The organism is Persicimonas caeni (assembly GCF_006517175.1).
Classification (GTDB): Bacteria; Myxococcota_A; Bradymonadia; order Bradymonadales; family Bradymonadaceae; genus Persicimonas; species Persicimonas caeni.
Genome location: NZ_CP041186.1, coordinates 4891935 through 4910419, shown reverse-complemented (window position 1 = coordinate 4910419; position 18485 = coordinate 4891935). Strand labels below are relative to the sequence as shown.

17 protein-coding genes are annotated in these 18485 nt (G+C 63.6%); 10 read left to right on the top strand and 7 right to left on the bottom strand.

Features of this window, described 5'->3' with window-relative positions:
- The first annotated feature begins 112 nt into the window (after nt 1–112).
- The 3 genes from FIV42_RS18110 to FIV42_RS18100 are packed head-to-tail and all read left to right on the top strand — an operon-like array spanning nt 113 to nt 2399.
- Nucleotides 113–1366 carry a tetratricopeptide repeat protein gene (locus FIV42_RS18110; protein WP_141199047.1) on the top strand — a complete coding sequence of 418 codons (1254 nt, stop codon included), beginning with the start codon at nt 113–115 and terminating at the stop codon, nt 1364–1366.
- Between the two features lies 1 nt (nt 1367).
- The gene (locus FIV42_RS18105; protein WP_141199046.1) at nt 1368–1655 is read left to right on the top strand and encodes a hypothetical protein; all 288 of its coding nucleotides are present in this window, start codon (nt 1368–1370) and stop codon (nt 1653–1655) included.
- Between the two features lie 36 nt (nt 1656–1691).
- Nucleotides 1692–2399 carry a 4'-phosphopantetheinyl transferase family protein gene (locus FIV42_RS18100; RefSeq protein WP_141199045.1) on the top strand — a complete coding sequence of 236 codons (708 nt, stop codon included), beginning with the start codon at nt 1692–1694 and terminating at the stop codon, nt 2397–2399.
- Between the two features lie 13 nt (nt 2400–2412).
- Here the strand turns inward: FIV42_RS18100 and FIV42_RS18095 are convergent, their stop codons facing one another.
- Complete coding sequence (locus FIV42_RS18095; protein ID WP_141199044.1) at nt 2413–3396, bottom strand: GNAT family N-acetyltransferase; 984 nt, start codon at nt 3394–3396, stop codon at nt 2413–2415.
- 273 nt (nt 3397–3669) lie between these two features.
- Here FIV42_RS18095 and pssA point away from each other — a divergent pair, with 273 nt between their 5' ends.
- The 5 genes from pssA to FIV42_RS18070 all read left to right on the top strand — a co-directional run bounded on the left by pssA (nt 3670) and on the right by FIV42_RS18070 (nt 9930).
- Entirely contained in the window at nt 3670–4461 is a 792-nt protein-coding gene (gene pssA, locus FIV42_RS18090) for a CDP-diacylglycerol--serine O-phosphatidyltransferase (RefSeq protein ID WP_141199043.1), read from the top strand.
- Between the two features lie 119 nt (nt 4462–4580).
- On the top strand, nt 4581–7235 hold the full coding sequence (locus FIV42_RS18085; protein ID WP_141199042.1) for a CehA/McbA family metallohydrolase: 2655 nt from the start codon (nt 4581–4583) through the stop codon (nt 7233–7235).
- Nucleotides 7236–7254: 19 nt separating this feature from the next.
- A complete protein-coding gene (locus FIV42_RS18080; protein ID WP_246099062.1) occupies nt 7255–8133 on the top strand; it encodes a lysophospholipid acyltransferase family protein in 879 nt (292 codons plus the stop codon).
- A complete protein-coding gene (locus FIV42_RS18075; RefSeq protein ID WP_141199040.1) occupies nt 8130–9080 on the top strand; it encodes an NAD-dependent epimerase/dehydratase family protein in 951 nt (316 codons plus the stop codon). Before FIV42_RS18080 ends, FIV42_RS18075 begins: the two co-directional genes overlap by 4 nt.
- A 286-nt stretch (nt 9081–9366) precedes the next feature.
- Nucleotides 9367–9930: a helix-turn-helix domain-containing protein gene (locus FIV42_RS18070; protein WP_141199039.1), complete on the top strand. Its 564-nt coding sequence runs from the start codon at nt 9367–9369 to the stop codon at nt 9928–9930.
- A 121-nt stretch (nt 9931–10051) separates the two neighbouring features.
- On the opposite strand, the gene FIV42_RS18065 is transcribed toward FIV42_RS18070, so the two are convergent.
- The 4 genes from FIV42_RS18065 to FIV42_RS18050 form a co-directional block, all read right to left on the bottom strand.
- Nucleotides 10052–11434, bottom strand: a complete 1383-nt coding sequence (locus FIV42_RS18065; RefSeq protein WP_168210741.1) for a methyltransferase domain-containing protein — start codon at nt 11432–11434, stop codon at nt 10052–10054.
- Between the two features lie 317 nt (nt 11435–11751).
- Complete coding sequence (gene prmC, locus FIV42_RS18060; protein ID WP_141199037.1) at nt 11752–12654, bottom strand: peptide chain release factor N(5)-glutamine methyltransferase; 903 nt, start codon at nt 12652–12654, stop codon at nt 11752–11754.
- 110 nt (nt 12655–12764) lie between these two features.
- Nucleotides 12765–13619, bottom strand: coding sequence for an alpha/beta hydrolase (locus FIV42_RS18055; RefSeq protein WP_141199036.1), 855 nt, complete (start codon nt 13617–13619; stop codon nt 12765–12767).
- Between the two features lie 3 nt (nt 13620–13622).
- On the bottom strand, nt 13623–14231 hold the full coding sequence (locus FIV42_RS18050) for an autotransporter domain-containing protein (protein WP_141199035.1): 609 nt from the start codon (nt 14229–14231) through the stop codon (nt 13623–13625).
- A 240-nt stretch (nt 14232–14471) separates the two neighbouring features.
- On the opposite strand from FIV42_RS18050, the gene FIV42_RS18045 reads away from it, so the two are divergent.
- Nucleotides 14472–15164, top strand: a complete 693-nt coding sequence (locus tag FIV42_RS18045) for a zinc metallopeptidase (protein WP_141199034.1) — start codon at nt 14472–14474, stop codon at nt 15162–15164.
- Between the two features lie 8 nt (nt 15165–15172).
- Here the strand turns inward: FIV42_RS18045 and FIV42_RS18040 are convergent, their stop codons facing one another.
- A complete protein-coding gene (locus FIV42_RS18040; protein ID WP_168210740.1) occupies nt 15173–15892 on the bottom strand; it encodes an SDR family NAD(P)-dependent oxidoreductase in 720 nt (239 codons plus the stop codon).
- 76 nt (nt 15893–15968) lie between these two features.
- On the opposite strand from FIV42_RS18040, the gene FIV42_RS18035 reads away from it, so the two are divergent.
- Nucleotides 15969–16814, top strand: a complete 846-nt coding sequence (locus FIV42_RS18035; RefSeq protein WP_141199032.1) for an aldo/keto reductase — start codon at nt 15969–15971, stop codon at nt 16812–16814.
- A gap of 62 nt (nt 16815–16876) precedes the next feature.
- Here the strand turns inward: FIV42_RS18035 and FIV42_RS18030 are convergent, their stop codons facing one another.
- On the bottom strand, nt 16877–18250 hold the full coding sequence (locus FIV42_RS18030; RefSeq protein WP_141199031.1) for a mechanosensitive ion channel domain-containing protein: 1374 nt from the start codon (nt 18248–18250) through the stop codon (nt 16877–16879).
- Nucleotides 18251–18485: the final 235 nt, after the last annotated feature.

Below are 18485 nucleotides of genomic sequence, written 5' to 3'. Positions count from 1 at the left end.
GAGTTCGATTTGGAATGCTTTGCTTGTTGGCTCTGCCACGCCAACCATTGACGCCTCCGAGCGACCATGACAATTTACCGCCGTGAATTCCCACGAAGAAGAAGGCGAACCCATGGCAGACCAAGAATCTGGCAAATCCCAAACTCTCGACGACGTGGTCGCCGAGATCGACGACCTCATCGCCGAAGACGACCTCGACGAGGCCCAAGAGCGCCTCGAGGCCGCCATCGAAGAACACGGGCCCCAGCCGCGCCTGCGCATCCTCGAGGCCGAGATTGCCCTCGAGTCCGACGACTACGACGCGTGCGTCGAACTGGTAAACGACTCGATCGAGGAAGTCGACGATCACGAAGATCGTGCCCGCCTGCTGGCATTCAAGGGCTACGCGCTTTACTACGCCGACAAGATCGACGAGGCACGCCAAGCGTTCAACCAGGCGGTGCAGGCAGACGGCGAGCTGTGGACGGCCATCGTCGGCCGCGCCATGGTCCACGACTACCTCGACTTTCACCGCGCGGCGATGATCGACCTCGATCGCGCCATCGAGCTCGACGACCAGGAAGGCCAGCCGTTCGCGATCCGCGGCATGATCGCGCTGCGCTGGGGCCAACTCGAGGACGCCCAGCGCGACCTCGGCTACGCCGTCGACTCCGACCCGTATGACGAGGAGTCGCGCCTGAACCTGGCGCGTCTCCAGGCGCTTAACGGCGACTCGGCCGGCGCACGTGAGACCCTCGAGCTGCTGGTCGACGAGGGCGAAGATCCCACGTTCGCCGCCCCCGGCGCGCTGCTTCGAAGCCAGCTCGCGCTGGGCCTCGGCAGCGCCGACGCCGCCGCCGACGACGCTCGGGTCGCCATCGACCTGCTGCCCGACGAGCCCTGGGGCTACCTCGCGTTGGCCGCCGCACAGATCACCGGCGGCATCGGCGGCGAGGCGGTTGCCTCGCTCAAAGAGGCCGAAGACCGCATGAAGAACCCGCGCGACTACCCCGACCTGTTCGCCCTGCGCGCGGCGGCCTACGACCAGATCGGCAAGAGCGACAAAGCGCAGGAAGAGCAGGACAAAGCCGAAGGCGCCGCGCGCCTTCCCGAGTTTGTCTACGGCTCGCTGCTCAACCCGTCGCGAAATGTGCCGGTCAATCCCAATAAGCCGGTCGACGTACGCGCGATCATGCGCCAGATCTTCGGCGACGCCGACGCCGCCCCTCCGGGCTACGAGAACGCGATTCGCCAGGTCCTCGACCAGATCCCGCAGTATATCGAGCAAAACCCCGAACTCGGCCGCATCGAGGTCGAGCTTCCCCAGGTCGAGGGCATGGAACGACCGCCCGGCAACCTGGTCATCCAATTGAACCGCGAGCAGTGACATGCACGAGCAACTCCACTCCGACGACAACCTCTCGGTCTTTTTGACCATCGAGGACGACGATATCTTGCGCCTCGAGCTGGTCAGCCAGGACGCAGACGCCTGCGACCTGTCGATCGACGACGAGGTGGTCGTGTTCATGAACGACGCACCGGTCGACGTCCAAGTCGAAGACGCCACCCACGCGGTCGCCGAGCTCGGCCCGGCCGACGAACTCGAAGACCAGAGCTTCAGCGTGGTGCTTCGCGTCCACGAATTCTTCGAGGGCTGGGACTTCGGCCCTCAATAAATCGCCAGGTCAACTCAATGTGGCCAGGACAATCCAATGTGGCAGGCCCCACCTGACGCGCTCGAGCTGCAGCCGAACACGGTCGACGTATGGCGGCTGTCGCTCGAGCAGCCTGCCCCCCTGGTCGCTCGAGCCGCCGAGCTACTCACCGACGACGAGGCCGCGCGTGCTGCGCGGTTTCGCTTCGAGCGCGACCGAATCAGCTACACCCTCACCCGCAGCCAGCTCCGCCGGCTGTTGGGCGCCTATCTCGACAAAACTCCCTGCGAAATCGACTTCGTGAACGGCAACCACGGCAAACCAGCCGTGGCCGACACGAGCGTCGAATTCAACGTCTCCCACTCCGGCACCTACAGCCTCCTCGCCTTCTGCCAAGACCGGCCCGTGGGCGTCGACCTCGAGCAGATCCGCCCCCGCAAGAGCCTCGCCCTGGTCGCCGAGCACCATTTTGCCCCCGGCGAATGCGAAACCGTCATGGCCCCTGACACCGATCGGGAGCGTCTCGTGAGGTTTTACCGGTGCTGGACGCGCAAAGAAGCGTTCATGAAAGCGACCGGCCAAGGACTGGCGCTGGGCCTCAAGACCTTCGAGGTGAGCGTGGACGACGATCCGCGGCTGTTGTGGGTGGAGGATGGCGAGCCGGAAGCCTGGCAGCTGAGCGATCTGCAGATAGCTGCCGGGTATGCAGGTGCGCTTTGTGTGGATGGTGTGCACGAAATCGAAGTGCGGCCTTTCGACAGCTAACGCCCCGCCGCGGTCAGCGCCTCACGATCACCGCCACCGTCTCGAACTCCCCGTCGGTCCAGCTCGACTTGTAGTCCATCGATTGGCCCATGTCGTAGACCCCGATCCCCTCGTCGTGAAGGTTGCGGATCATCTCGATCTGGACGAGGTTGCCCGGCGAGTGGTCGCCGTAGGACTGGTGGTAGCTCATCTGCAGGCCACGGTAGGTGTCCTGGAAGAGGCCGCCGAAGCAGTAGGCGATGTCGGTGTCGTCGAGGGTCGCGAAGATGACCCGAAGCGCGTCTTTTTCAGCCAGACACGGCAGCATGCGCTTGTAGAAGTCGTACATGCGCCCGGCGGCGATCCCCACGCCCTGGCGGCCCTTCCAGCTCTCTCGTTCGACGCGGATGATCCTGTCGAAGACACGCTCGCACTCGGCCTCGTCGAACTCCGACAGGTACTGAAACTTGATGCCGGCATCGTCGGCGTCGCGCAGCGAGCGCCGGATATTGGCCCGAAATTTCGACGAGCGTCGCGACAAGAATCCCTCGACGCCGCCTTCCAAGCCGGCGTACTGGCGGCCCATCGACGGGCCGACTCCCATGAAGTGGTCGGACTGGAAACCGCGCACCAACTCCTCGAACTGGCGCGAGTCTTCGCTGATGCCCGTCAAAAAGAGGATATCCCACTTATCGGCCATGCGGCGCGCCTCGTTGACGAATTCGCGGGTCACCCCCTCGACGTCGGCGCCGATGATCGGGCTGGCCAACCCCCAGGAAGCCTCCAGCGGCTGCAAGTAGCGGCCGACGCGGGGGTGCGAACCCTTGCACAATGCCACAAAGCCCTCGGTCTTCGACGCCTCCCAGACCCACAGGTCGTGGTCGGGACTGAGCGCCTCGAAAGCCGGGATCACCCAACACGACGCCGAGCAAAAGCGATCGACGTCGGGGGTGCGGGCGACTTCGCGGTCGAACTGGTCGAGCCGGTCGCGAAACTCTTGGATATCAAGTCGGCGCATGTGTGGAGTGGTCAGAAACGTAGAAGTCTCTCCCTAACAGTAGGTACACCGGCCGAATTCGGCAAACCGCCGCGGCCAGCCATCGACGTTCTTCTCCACGGCCGGACTCGTCAAAAACCGCCACATGTAAGCCACTTAATCGCCATGCGGCCTCATTCAACTTGACACTTTCCGGTAACTTACTTATCCGTGAACCGACTATCGACGGCAGTCTAGAGCGGGAATCAGCTGTGTTTTGCAGCAGGCGTACGCGCTGCCGAGCGAGGATCTCCTATGGATTTGAGCAAATCGAAGTACATCTTTCCAAACCTGCTGACGCTGTCGAGCGTCTTCTGCGGGGTGTCGAGTATCTATCTGTCGCTGACGGCGGCCTCGGTCGACCAGCTCAAGCTGGCCGCCTGGCTCATCGTCGCCGGCATGCTCTGCGATCTGTTCGACGGACGCGTGGCCCGCATGACCAACGCCCAGAGCGAGTTCGGCGTGCAACTCGACAGCCTCGCCGACGCAGTCAGCTTCGGCGTGGCTCCCGGCCTGCTCCTCTTTAGCTGGGGCATGCAACCGCTGGGGATGCTGGGCATCTTCTTCGGATTCGTCTTCACCGCCTGCGCCATCATGCGCCTGGCCCGCTTCAACGTCAAAGCCGCCGAAGATGGCGGCAAGAGCAAGTACTTCGAAGGACTGCCCACACCGCTGGCCGCCGGCGCGGTCGTCTCCATCATCATGGCTCACCTGTCGCTGACCGGACATACCGCCACCGGCGCCTCTTGGAACGTCGCCGGCATGTCAGTGATCTTGGGTGGTCTGATGGTCAGTAACGTGCGCTACCGCACCTTCAAAGACTTCAACGTGCGCGGTCGCGGCGGCATCGCCCTGGCCTTGCTGCTCGTGCTCGCCGCCGGCGTCAGCGCCGTGGCCGAGCCGAGCGTCGCCTTCGTGACCCTGATGATCATGTACATCGTCGTCGGCCTCGGCGGCGGGCTGGTCGACCTCGGCCGCAACCTGTTCGGCACCGTCGAAGACGACGAGGAAGACTACGTGGTCGAGACTGTCGAAGAGGACCGGTAACGCAAAGACCCACCGGAGCATTGCCGGGCACCGTGACGTTGTCTAGCAATTGCCCCCCCATCTGTATTAAACTCGGCGCGCGTTGCCCCATCAATGTCTTCTGTTTGCGTGATCGAGTCATGTCTAAGCGCGTTCTGTTGTCGTGTTTTCTCGTCGTCCTGAGCCTCACCGCCTGCGGTGACGACGACAAAAAAGAAACCACCGATACCGGCGTCACCCCCGACGCCGGCCCCGCCGACACCTCCGATGTCGCCCGAGATACTGCCGACACAGGCCCCGACGGTCTGCAGCGCACGACTCCGCAAGACGGCGTCGATCCGAACGGCTACGCCAACGTCGACGAGCCGGCGTCTGCCGGCGAAGCGCGCGTAGGCAAAATCACGGGCGAAGAGACCGGCTTTACGGGGATCTGGGCGCACTGTCGCACCGGCGACTTCAAGCTCTACAACGCCAATATCGAAGTGTGCATCCAGTCGGAGACGACCAACCGCTTCGAGGTCTTCTCGGGTGGCAAGCTCGTCGACGCCAAGCGCGCGGGCGACGATCGCGACGAGGTGCTCGACTTCGTGATGCCGCTGGTCAACGCGGGCACCACTTACGCCGACAGCGTCGAGGTGATTCGCGACGGCACTGACGGCGGCGCGGCGGTATTGCAGGTCACGTCACACGACATCGCCCTGGCTCACCTCGTCGGACTCAGCGGCCGCTCGCTGGGCGAGCCGCAGGGCCTCGAAATCGTCACCGAATACCGCCTCGAGCCCGACAGCGACGTCGTCGAGATCGTCAGCTTTTATACCAACCCGACCGACGGCAACCGCTCGTTCTTCGTGGGCGACTGGTTCGGCTTTGGCGACCGCGCCCAGCTGTGGACGCCCGGACGCGGCTTGGGCGCCCCCGGGGGCACCTACAACTGGCTCGCCTCGTTGTCCGAGGGCCGCTCGTACGGCTGGATCATTCCCGAAGGTGAGGCCCGAGAGCTCGGCCTGACCCAGCAAGGGCTTCCCTGGGCGGGCTCACGGGCCCAGCGCATCCAACTCGCCGCGGGCGAAGAGGGTATCTATCAGCGTTGGTTCGCGGTGGGCGACGGCACACTGGCGTCCATCCAGGAGTTGAGCGCCCAGCTACGCAGCGACGAAGAGATCGCCGGCACACGCCGCACGCTGACCATCGAGACCGAAGCCGGCGAGCCGGCCGCCGGTCGGAGCGTCCTCGCCGCTCGCGACGATCAGTCCGTCGGCTGGGGCGTGACCGACGAGAACGGCGAAGTGACCCTCCTGCTCGAAGACGGCACCTACGACCTCACGATCGACGCTTGGGCGGGCGCTCAGCCCTACGAGCACACCCTCGACGTCTCGGGCGAGACGCACACCGTCACGATCGAGACGCCGGCGACCCTGAAGCTCGACGTGGCAGACGCCGACGGCGGCGAGGCGCTGAGCGCGCGCGTCCTCATTGGCGGCGGCGCCGCCAGCTGGAGCGGCCCGGCGCTGCACGGCTCGCTCGAGCTGCCCATGGCGCCCGGCACCTATCGGGTCGTGGTGATGCGCGGCCCCGAGTACGACTCCACCGCGATCGACGTGACGCTGACGGCCGGTGAGACGACCACCGAGAGCCTCCAGCTCTCGCGCGCCTTCGACACCACCGGCTGGTTGGCCGGCGACTTCCACCAGCATATGGAGCCGAGCCTCGACAGCGAGGCAGGCGTAGAGGCGCGCCTGCTCGAGAACGCCTCGGTGGGCGTCGAGGTGTTCGCCTCGACCGACCACGAAGCCGTCACCGACCTGAACGCGTTGATCGCCGCGTACGGCCTCGAAGACGAGATCACCAACCTCCCGGGCGTCGAGATCTCGCCGCTCGAGACCCACGTAGGCCTCTACCCGATGGATTACAAGGCCGACGAGCGAGGCCGCGGCACCGTGCCGCTGGCCGTGGTCGACAACGCAGGCGAGCCGACCAAGCGCTATATCCCCGAGCTCGTCGACATCGCGCGCGGGCTGGCCAGCGACCCGATCGTCCAGCTCAACCACTCGCGCCGTAGCTCCTCGGGCATGCTCGAGTTGGTCGGCTTCGACCCCGAGGTCGGCCCCGATAGCGTCGACGACTTCCGGTTCACCACCGACTTCGACACCATGGAGATCATCAACCGCTTCGACAATACCTGTAGGCTCTTCGCCGACTGGAGCGGCTTTTTGAACACCGGACACCGGTTTACCGGCCTGGGCAACTCCGACACCCACGGGCTCTCCGGAGAGTCGGGCCTGCCGCGAAACTACCTGCACATCGATAAGGCCCCCGGGGAGGTCACCCACGCCGACGTGCGCGGGGCGATGCGAACCGGAAAGGTCAGCGTCGGCGCGCATACCTTCATCGACTTCGCAGACGACAAGCTTCCGGGCGACACCCTGACGATCGACTCCGGTCAAAGCCTCGACTTCCCGGTGCGCGTTCATACGCCCAACTGGGCTCAGGCCGACCACCTCATCGCGGTGGTCAACGGCGAGGTCGTCGAGACGTTCGACCGCTCGAGCCAAGCCGGTGAGCACCTCGACTTCGACCAGACGGTGTCGATTACCTTCGACGACGACTCGTGGGTCGTCTTCTTCACGTACGGTGCCTCGCCGTCCGGCGAGGTAAGCTCGAGCAAGCCGGTCGTCGGCTTCTCCAACCCCATCTACGTCGACGTCGACGGCGACGCTGACGGCGACGCGGACGCCTGGGAAGCCCCCGGCGCGCGCGCCTTGTCGCTCGAGGCGGTCAACCAATTCTGCAACTGATCGACACGATCGAGTGATTATGGGTCTGACGCAACCGATAAAGCGGCTTCGCGAGCGCATCGACGAGACACTGGTCGATACGATCGACCCGTCCATCTGGGCCAATATCCAGAACATGGAGGCGGGCCAAAACGAGTACGGCTTCGACCCCTTCGGGTTCGAGCCCGACTTCCTCAAGTACATCGTGCCGGTGGCCGAGCGGCTGTACCGCAAATACTTTCGCACGGAGGTCGTCGACATCGAGAATATCCCCGACTCGGGGCGCGTGCTCTTGGTGGCCAACCACACCGGCCAGATCCCCATCGACGGCTTCTTGCTGGGCTGTGCCCTGCTCTTCGACAAGAAACCGGCGCGCATGGTGCGCAGCATGGTCGAGCATTGGGTGCCGACCATTCCCTTCGTATCGTGGTTTTTGGCGCGCGCCGGCCAAGTGGTGGGTACTCGCGAGAATTGCCGCATTTTATTGGGCCGCGACGGCTGTATTCTGGTCTTTCCCGAGGGCATCCGTGGCATCAACAAAACCTACGACCGCGCCTACGAGCTCGAGCGCTTCGGGCTGGGGTTTATGCGCCTGGCGCTCGAGACCAATACACCGATCGTGCCGGTGGGTGTGGTCGGCGGTGAAGAGCAGATGCCGTCGATCTGGAACTTCGAGTCACTCGGCAAACTCTTGGGCATGCCCGCCTTCCCGATCACGCCCACCTGGCCTCTGCTCGGGCCGCTGGGCGCGCTGCCGCTGCCGGTCAAATACCGGCTCTACTTCGGCGAGCCGATGCATTTCGAGGGTGCCCCCGACGATGAAGACCGCGTGATCAACGCGCAGGTCGACCGGGTGAAAGACGCGCTTCGAGAGCTCATCGACCGCGGCCTCGACGAACGTGAAGGAGTGTTTTGGTGAGTCGCAAACGACGTGGACGAAAACAACGAGTCCTGATCACCGGCATCGGGGGCAATTTCGGCCGCGCGGTGGCCCGCCGGCTGCACCGCCGCTACGAGATCATCGGCATGGATCGACGCCCGGTCCACCACATGCCCAAGGACATCGATGTCGAAAATGTCGACATTCGTCGACGCCGCGCAGAGGACGTTTTTCGCCGCGAGCGCATCGATGCGGTGGTGCATCTGAACATCATGCACGACCCGCGCACCCGCCAAGAAGAGCACCACGCGTTCAACATCGTGGGCACCCAAAAGATCTTCCAGTTGGCCTCCGAGCACCGCGTGCCCAAGATCATTGTGCTGTCGAGCGCCAACGTGTACGGCCCCGATCCCACGAACAACCAGTTCTTGAAAGAAGATGCGCCGTTGATGGGGGGCCAAAAATTCGACGCCATTCGCGACCTGATCGCGCTGGACATGTTCTGCAACACGTTTTTCTGGCGTCACCCCGAGATCGAGACGGTCATCTTGCGCCCGGTACATATCGTGGGGCGAGTCAACAACGCGCCGAGTCGCTACCTGCGCCTGGAGCGCCCGATCACGGTGATGGGCTTCGACCCGATGATCCAGCTGATCCACGTCGAGGATGTGGTTTCGGCCGTCGAGCGCTCGCTGACGCCCGGAGTACGCGGCGTGTATAATATCGCCGGTCCGTCGCCGGTTCCCCTGTCACTGCTCTTTGACAAGATGGGCAAGACACCGCGGCCGGTGCCCGAACCGATGGCTCGCATGATGCTCAAAGCAGGCTGGTCGCTGAAGGTCAGTGACTGGCCGGTGCCCGAGCTCGACCACATCAAATACGTGTGCATGGTCGACGATTCGCTGGCGCGCCAAAAGCTTGGCTTCGCACACGAGTACTCACTCGACCGTATTCTCGACGATCTGAGCAGACCTCCCCGTCACTGACGCGTTCGCGGCTCCACGCACTTTTGCGTCGGCGTTGCGCGTGCCTTTCCACGCTCTCCAGCGAGAGTATTCGTGTGTCAAACAAATGTCGTTCGGACCTAGGTAACTTGACCTTCAAGATCGATTATGCATAAAACACATCAACTCGATTGACGACGCTCGACGCGCTCAAAGGCGCGTCGGATGTCGGATAAAAACCCAAGGCGGTGTGTCCTTTTTTCAGGTCGGGGGACCCCAAAGATGTAGACACGCCGGCGCCTGCCATCTGAGTCAGTGAGGGACCACGATGGACGTCGATCTCGACAAAGAAGTCTATACTACATTCGAAGCAGCCAAGATCTGCAACGCGAACATCACGTCGATCAAGAACTGGATCGACAAGGGGGAGCTTCGCGCGTTTCGTACACCCGGTGGCCACTACCGCATCGAGCGCAAGGTGCTCGATGATTTTCTGAATCGCCACTGCATGCCCAACCCGTTCGCCGAGCGTGAGCGCAAGCGGGTCTTCTTGGTGCACAGCAACCCGGAGCGGATCGACGAGCTGGCCCTGCAGTTTGGCCAGCAGCACGATTACGACTCCAGCGACAACGCCCAGCAGGCACTGCTGACCATCGGTCAGTGGCAGCCCGACGTGGCGATCGTCGACGACCGGCTCGACGGCATCGATCTGTCGGGGCTTTGCACGACCATTCGCGAGAACCGCGAGCTGCGCCCGGTGTGCATCATCGCGCTGCACGACCGCGACGAAGAGTATTCGGCCAAGCTGCGCGAGGCTGGGTGCGACCACGTCATTTCGCCGGTCTCCGACGAAGGCGGACTGCACGAAGCCATTCGCCGCGCGTTGCTGTAGAGCCTCGAAAACCACCCCACCCAAAAAAGACGACCCCTTAAACCTGTCATGCTTCCGAGGCATGAAAGGTCCAAGGGGCCGTGTTTTGAAACGCCCTGCAACTGGTTGTTGGGCTAATTGCTCAGGTACGCCGCGTTTTGACCGTGATGGCATCGCCGGCGACGCTGTCCTCGACGACCTCGAAGCCTGCGCGACGAAGGCGCTGGTGCAGTTCGTCGCGGCTGAACCAGTGGAACTGGGTGGGCAGCTCGGCGGCACGCTTGACCAGCCGACGCATCATGCCGTCACCCAGGATGAAGGTGCCGATGACGCAGATGCCGCCCGGCTCGAGGATGCGCGCGAAGTTGCGCAGCGCTTCGTCGATATTCTTCATCATATGAAGCGCTCCGGCGCAGTGCAGCCTGTTGTAGGCGGCACGGCGAGCGGGGATGCGCGTGGCGTCGCCACGGATCAAGAAGACCTGCTCGTCGAGGCCGTCGCGGCGAAGGTAAGTGCGCGCGGTCTCCAGCATCGGCCACGACAGGTCCATGCCCACCACCAGGCTGTCGTCGCCGGCGCCCTGCTCGTTGAGTTGCTGGGCGAAGTAACGGGTGAAGTTGCCGGTGCCCGCGGCCACGTCCAGAAGACGGGTGTTATCGTCCAGCTCGAGCATCTCCGAGCTGAGCGCGTATTCCTCGCTGAGGCTGCGGTCGCTGACCACGCCGGTCAGCTTGGGACGCATGACGTCTTCGTAGAAGCGCGCGTAGAAGCGCGACTCCATGATGCGCTGGGTGACGCTTCGGCCGCTGGGCTTGGGCGGGGCCAAGTCGGCCACGCCGTTGTGGAAGTTGTACTCGCGCCGGCAGGCGGTGCAGGTCAGCGTGGTCGCACCACGGTCGAACTCGTCGTGGCCACACGCCGGGCAGCGCAGCGTGGCGATGAACTGCTCGACGCGATCTTCGGTGCGCGCGGCCGGCTTGGCCGGAGCGCGTTTGCGGGCGGTCTCCGGCGTCGGAGGCACTTCCTCGGTGACGGTCTCTTTGGCTTTCTTCTCGACCTTCTCTTTGACCTCTTTGGCCTTTTTCTCGGCCTTCTTCTTGGTCTCGACCGCCTTCGCCTTGGCTTCTTCCTTTGCCTTGGCCTCTTTGGCCTTGGCTTCCTTTTTGGCCTCGGCCTCCTTCTCGGCCGCTTTGGCCTTGGCTTCCTTTGCCTTGGCCTCTTGCTTCTCTTTGGCCTTCTTCTCTTTGGCCTTCTTCTGGGCTTCTTTGGCCTTCTTGGCCGGCTCTTCGGCGACCTCGGCCGGCCCGGTGGCCTTCAACGCCTCACCGGCGGCCTTGTGGATCTTTTTCGAGAGCGCAGCGCCCACTCCGGAGACCTTCTCGAGCTTGCCATTCTTGGACGCCTCATAGAGCTCCTCGATGGAGCCGATGCCGAGCTCTTTGACGAAAGCTTCCGCCTTCGCCGGCCCCACATACTTCACCTGGGAGAGTTCCTCGATGGTTTGCTTGCTTGCTTTCTTGGCCATCGCACTTGCCTCTTCTAAAGATCGTTGAGCAACATCAAAATATATGGATTGGCGGCGACAAAATCGCCTCATTCGCCGAAAATTTCGAGCCCGGACGTGCTAATTAGCGGATATGACGCACTGTGTCAAACCGCCGCGCCCGCGATCCAGAGGCGGCGAGGAGGTCCATACGCACCGGTGCGACAATCTCGACACGCCCCCATAAAAGTCACGTTTTGCTCGAAAGCAGATGGAACCGCAAAGGTCGCGAAGGACGCAAAGGACGGCAAAGAAAGCTCTTGTTGACGTCCTTTACGGTGAACCACGCGTTCTGCCGTCTACGGCTTGCGGGCACGGGCGATGCGGTCGTGGCCCGAGTAGTCCTTGCGGATGTGTACGTCGACGAAGCCGGCCTCTTCGAGCAGCTCGCGCATAGCGTCGCCTTGCCGCCAGCCGTGCTCGCACACAAAGTGCCCGCCCGACGCGAGCGCGTCGAAAGCCTGAGGGATGAGCCGACGGATGACGTCGAGGCCGTCGGGGCCGGCAAAGAGAGCGCCGTCGGGCTCGTAGTCCTTGACGTCGACCATGACCTCGTCGCGCTCGTCTTCGGCCACATAAGGGGGGTTGCTCACCACGATGTCGACGGGAAGCACCTCCGGCGCGACACCCGACAGTAGGTCGCCGTGGGCGAAGTCAACGCGCTCGTCGAGTTCGAGCTTCTCGGCGTTTTGACGGGCGAGCGCCAAGGCATCCTCGGAGACATCGGTGGCGATGACGCGCAGATTCGGCCGCTCTTTGGCCATGACCAACGCGATGGCGCCGGTGCCGGTGCCCACGTCCACCAGCGTAGCCTCGTCCTCCTTCCCGACAAGTTCGAGCGCCTCCTCGATGAGGACCTCGGTCTCCGGGCGCGGGATGAGCGCGCGCTTGTCGACGTCGAGCTCGATGTCCCAGAACCCCTTGGTGCCCAACAAATACGCCACCGGCTCTCCGCTCACCCGACGCTTGATGAGCGCGCGGTAGCTCGCCAGCTCGTCGGAGCCCATCGGCCGGTCGAAATGGGTGTAGAGCTTGACCCGGTCGAAACCGAGGACGTGGGCGAGCAGCAACTCGGCATCGAGCCTGGGGCTGTCGGAGGCGTCCTTCGTCTCGAAAAAGTGGGTGGTCCACCGCAGGATCTTGAGCAGCGTCCACGGAGGACCGAGTTCTTCGGGAGGCGTGGTGGCTGGGTCTTGGGGCATGGGTCGTGAGGTCTTGGGTCGTGTTTTCGTTGCGAGGGTATGTCTCCAGACCTAGAAGGTCTGCCTCCAAAGGTCGAACTTGCTTCGGAGGCAGGGCATCTTGCCCTGACTTACTTCGCGAAAATGCCCGCGCGCACGAACAGCTTGCGCACGGCGCGCCAGAAGGCCACTTGATCGGTCATCAGGTGGTGGCCGCCAGCGTGGGGCAGAAAATCGGCGTCTTTGGCCGCTTTGGCAAGTCTCTTTCCGTGCTCGAACGGAATGACCTCGTCGCGCTCACCGTGGACGACGAGCACGGGAATGTCGAGGGACTCGACCACCGAGAGCGTCTCGAAGGGGTCGGTGATCAGGAACTCGGGCACCGGCACGCCGCGCGCCATGTCGGCGATGCGGGTAAACGTCGATTGCAGGATGAACGCCGCCGGCTTGCGCTTTCTCGCCAGCGAGGCGAGGACGCCGCCGCCCAGGGAGAAGCCGTGGTAGACGATGCGCTCCCCGTCGACCTCGGGCCGTGAGGCCAGGCGGTCGTAAAAGCGCACGAAGTCGCGAGTGATATGCTTCTGAGTGGGTGTGCCGTCGGAGCGTCCGTAGCCGCGATACTCGGGCAAGAGCACGCTCACGCCCGCCTGGCGGTACCTGCCGGCGGTGCCCACTTCCCAGCCGTCTATGAGCTCGCCGTTTCCGTGGGCAATGATGACCGCCGGGCCAGGTTTGTCGACGCTGACGCCCTTGCCGGGGAAGAACCAGGCCTCGACCTTGCCCTCTTCGTTCTGTAGCCAAATCTGCTCCCCGCCGGCCTCGGCCAGCCCTGTAGGCTTGCCGGCGGGCAGATCCGTCCCCGGAAAGATCATCTTTCGCTGCAATAAGGCGAGGAGTCCGGCGTAGATCACGTAAGCTACCACCACGAGGCGAAGGGCGCGCCACGTGTAGTGGCGCCAGGTGTGCGATGCGTCAGCGTCCGGCATGTTTTAGAACGACCAACCGATATTCAGGTTGAGCAGGGGGCCCCAGTCACTGCTCTCATCCGTGACGGAGTCGCCGGACGACTCGTTCTTGGCCTCGGCACCGATGCCGACGCGTTGGTAACCGAGCTGTCCGTCGAAGGTAAAGCCCAAGTCGGTGGCGATCTTATAGCCGATAAACGGACCGACCGCGACGCCTTCCCCAGTACCGCTGACCGTGCCGCTGGACGTCTCGATGTCGTTGCTGACGTTGACGTAGAGCACCTCGCCGCCGACCTGCAGGCCATGGTCGAAGTCACCCAGCGCGTAGTAGCGGAACTGGCCGCCGACTTCCCACACATCGTAGGTCTGCTCGCCGAGCACCCCGTCATTCTGAGTGAGCGAGCCGTAACCGCCGATGATGGCCGCGCCCCAGTTATCATCGGCCTTGAATTCGCCGGTGAGTTCGACGATGGGAAAGAGCAGATGCACCGGCGAAAACGTCACCGACATCAGCCGGGTCTGCTTTTTGGCCGAGGCCGTCGAGCCGACACCGTCGGCGAACGCCGAACCGGCGCTCAATAGCACGGCGAGCACCACGAGCACCGAGAGGATCAACTTTCTTTTCGCGAGCATGAAACGCCTCCAAAATGATCTATCTGGAAAAGACACTGTACGGGTTTAGCCAATTCAACGTCGCAGAGCAACTTTCTCACGGTTGCTAAGCAGACGTCGCGGAGGCGCGTTTCATTCAAATGGTGCGGAATTTTTTGCGAGGGCGTTTTTGTCTCACTAGGTGTCGACGGGTTGGAATGAGAAATTTCGGACGGATGTTTTTAGAGCGTCAACCTTTGGGTCTCATGCGGAGGTAAGACCATGTTTTTCGACCCACTGTATCTGATCATCATCGGCGTCGGGTTCGCGTTGAGCCTGGGCGCCCAGTTCTGGGTAAAGAATCGCGTCAACAAGTGGGCCGAGGTGGCCATCGGCCGCGGCATGACGGGTCGTGATGTGGCCCGCGCCATTTTGCAGGCCGAGGGCATCACCAACGTCGACATCGAGCAGGCCCACGGCTTCTTGTCGGATCACTACGACCCGAGCTCGCGCACGCTGCGACTGAGCTCGGACATCTTCAACGGCCGTTCGGTCACCGCCGCCGGCATCGCCGCCCACGAGGTCGGCCACGCCATCCAGCACAAGGAGGGCTACATGCCGATGACCATTCGCCAGAAGATGGTGCCGGTGGCCAATATCGGCACCAACCTTGGCGTCTGGATCATGATCATCGGCCTCGTCATCGGGCTGGCGGGCCTGGCGAAGATCGGCGTGTTTCTGTTCGCCGGATTCGTCGCCTTCACCCTGGTGACCCTGCCCGTCGAGTTCGACGCCTCCTCGCGCGCCAAGCGCGCCCTGGCCAACTACAACATCGTCGACTCGCGCGAGCTCGACGGCGTCAGCCAGGTGCTCACCGCCGCCGCAGCCACCTACGTGGCAGCCGCCGTGGCGGCAATCCTGCAGCTCCTGTACTGGTTGTTCCGGCTGGGAGTGCTCGGCGGGAGTCGCGACTAAGCCACTCCCTACCATTCTTCACCAAACGGCCTCAGATCCAACTGAAAGGTCCACGCCGAGCGCGGCTGGTGCGCCACCGCGCACACCGCCTCGGCGATGTCGTCAGGCTTCAGAAAGAACTCGTCGGGCTTGTCCGACATCATCTCGCGGGTGCGCGGGCTGTCGATGACGCCGTCGACCACGTAGTAGAAGACGTGGATATTTTTGGGGCCGAGCTCGCGGGCCATCGACTCGGCGAGCATACGCTGGGCGCCCTTGGCCTGGGCGAAGGCGGTCGTAAAGGGCTTTCCGCGCATGGCCGCAGTCGCTCCGGTGACCCCTATGGTGCCGCCGCCGTTGTCGAGCATCTTAGGCACGACCTTTTGGGCGCAGTGAAATAGCCCCAGCGTGTTGACTTTCCAACTCATCTGGAGGTCGTCGGCCTCGACCTCCATGAGCTTGCCCCACACGCCGGTGCCGGCGTTGTAGAGCAAGGTGTCGACCTCGCCGAGCTCTTCGGCGACCCGGTCGAACGCCCCGTCGACGCTGGCCTCGTCTGTCGCATCGCAGCCGAAGACCTCGACGCCGTCGATATCGCCCACCAACTCTTCGAGCTCATCCTCGTGGCGCGCCATCGCGGCCACCCGGTAGCCCTCCTGGGCAAACCGGCGCACCAACGACTCACCGTTTCCCGGCCCCACGCCGACCACCGCACATACCTTGCCCTCGTTCCGTTGACCCTCGCTCATCAGCATCTCCTTGTCTGAGTCCGTTTCGCTCTTAATCTCTCGTCGCATGTTTTAGTGACACAAACATAACGTGGAGATGAAAATGGCAAACGATACATTCGATATCGGCGGCGACATGACGGTGCATCGGCTCGGCTTCGGAGCCATGCGTATCACCGGCGAGGGCATCTGGGGCTGGCCCGACGACCGCGAGCAGGCCAAGAAGTTGCTCGAGCGCGTCGTCGAGCTGGGCATCGACTTTATCGACACGGCCGATTCCTACGGCCCCGAGGTCAGCGAATATCTGTTGTGCGAGGCGCTCAAGCCTTACGAGAACGTCCACATCGCCACCAAGGGCGGGCTGACTCGCCTCGGGCCGCGCGAGTGGCCGCGTGACGGGCGCCCCGAGCATCTCGAGCGCGCCATCAACAACTCGCTTCGGCGCCTCGAGGTCGACCAAATCGACCTGTACCAGCTACACGCCCCCGACCCGGACGTGCCCCTCGAGGACTCGTTGGGCGCGCTCAAAGAGGCGCAGGAGGCCGGCAAGATCCGCCACATCGGTGTGTCGAACTTCTCGGTCGACCAGATCGAACAGGCCCGCGAGATGGTCGAGGTGGTCACGGTGCAAAACCGTTACAATCTGGGCGACCGCGAGCACGACCCGGTCGTCGACTACTGCACCGAGCACGACATCGGGTTCATCCCCTGGTACCCGCTCAACACCGGCGAACTCGCCGAGGACGAGCGCCTCGAAGACATCGCCAAAAACTACGACGCCAAGCCCAGCCAGATCGCGCTGGCCTGGCTGTTGAAGCGCTCGCCGGTGATGCTGCCGATTCCGGGCACCTCCTCCATCGAGCACCTCGAGGAGAATACCGCCGCGCGCGACATCGACTTGAGCGACGAGGACTTCGAGACGCTCAGCCAGATGAGCGATTGAGCTGTTCGGTGCGGGGGCATCGCGTCCCTCTTTCGCGAGAACTCGAAGCACTCGCACCGAATCTATCCTTCCAACAAATCGGGCTCGTCGGAGTGCTGGCGGTCTTCGCTGATCTGGTCGTCGATCTCGGCTTCGGCCTCGAGATTGACGATCGAGGTCGGCGCCGGCTGGGCGGGCTTTTTAGGGGCGAGCTTTTCGGCCGGCTCTTTGCTCGGGTCAATAAGATTGACCCGGTAGATCGGCTCGGGCAGGTCGAAGCCGGCGGCGTCGAGCGCGGCCTTGACGATATATCTGGCCTCGCTCTGCACGTTGAGGAAGTCGTATTCGTTCTGGTCGACCCAAGCGTACCAGGTCACCTCGACGTTCGAGTCGCCCAGGCGGGTCACCCGAGCGAACGGCGGCGGCTCGGCGAGCACGCCCTCCATCGCATCGAGGGCGTCGAGGCCGGTGCGCCGCGCTTCGACCAGGTCTTCGTTGACGCCCACCCCGACGGTGACGTCCAGACGCCGGCGCGGGTTGCGCGTGAAGTTGTGGATGACGCTCTTGAAGACCAGCGAATTGGGCACGCGCACGTGGTTCCCATCGAGGGTCATGAGCACCGTATCGCGGGTGGTCAGACGCACGACCTTGCCCTCGAAGTCCTCGATGCGCACGTGGTCGTTATGGTTGAAGGGGCGGCGCAGGCTCAAGAAGATGCTAGCGAGGTAGTTCTCGCCGATGTCGCGAAACGCAAAGCCCAGCGCCACGCCGGCCACCCCGGCGGTGCCCAGCACCGCGCCGACCAGCGCTGTGATGTCGAAGACCTCCAACACCAGAATGACGCCCGACAAGAACACCAGCGTGCTGACCACCTGGCGCACGATATTCTGGACGAGCGGCCGGTCGGAGAGCCTTCGGAACAAAAAGTCGATGCGGGCGACGCCGCTCGCCAGCATCCAGAACAACCCCAGAATGACCAGCCCGACGACGAATAAGGGCAAGTAGACCACCGCCGCACCGACCAGCTCGCCGAGCTTGTCGACGGCGGGCTCGATGCGCCGGGAGAACTCGCGCGCCTCGGTGATGTCGTTGTCGACATAGACCACGCCCTCGAGGCCGGCGGCCAGTTCCTCGGCGCGCCGGGAGGACTCCGGCCCGGGCACCTCGCCGCTCAGGCGCACCACGCCTGATTGGACCGTCGCGTCGACCCCGGAGAGCTCCTCGACGGTGCCGAAGATCGTACTCAACCGGTCGCGGATGGCGTCGTCTTGAGCGCGGGGATCGACCGGAGCGTCTTTGGCGTCGACCTCCGGCTTCTTGTCAGCTTCCTGCTGCCTGTCAGCCTCTTGCTCCTGCAGCGGAAGCTGCTGCGCGTAGGACGCCGTCAGTGCCGTCAGGCATACCAGCAGCAAAGCGCCGGCCCACACGGCGGTGACTTGTCGTAGGGAGAGTCTCATCGATTACGCTCGGTATAGCGACAGTCGGTATCGCGACATGACGCGCGTGGGCGTCTGCAGCGCCCACAGCGTCTCATTGCGGTTCGCGCCAAGCATGCCCTCCCACAGCTAAGCTGACAAGAAGGCTGGCCGACAAGACCGAGCCTTCGAGTTCACAGCCGGCCGATGGTTCCCATCTTTGAGAGAGGAGTCAGCTCAGCGTAGCATCTGCGAGGCCGGAAGCGGCTGCATGCGC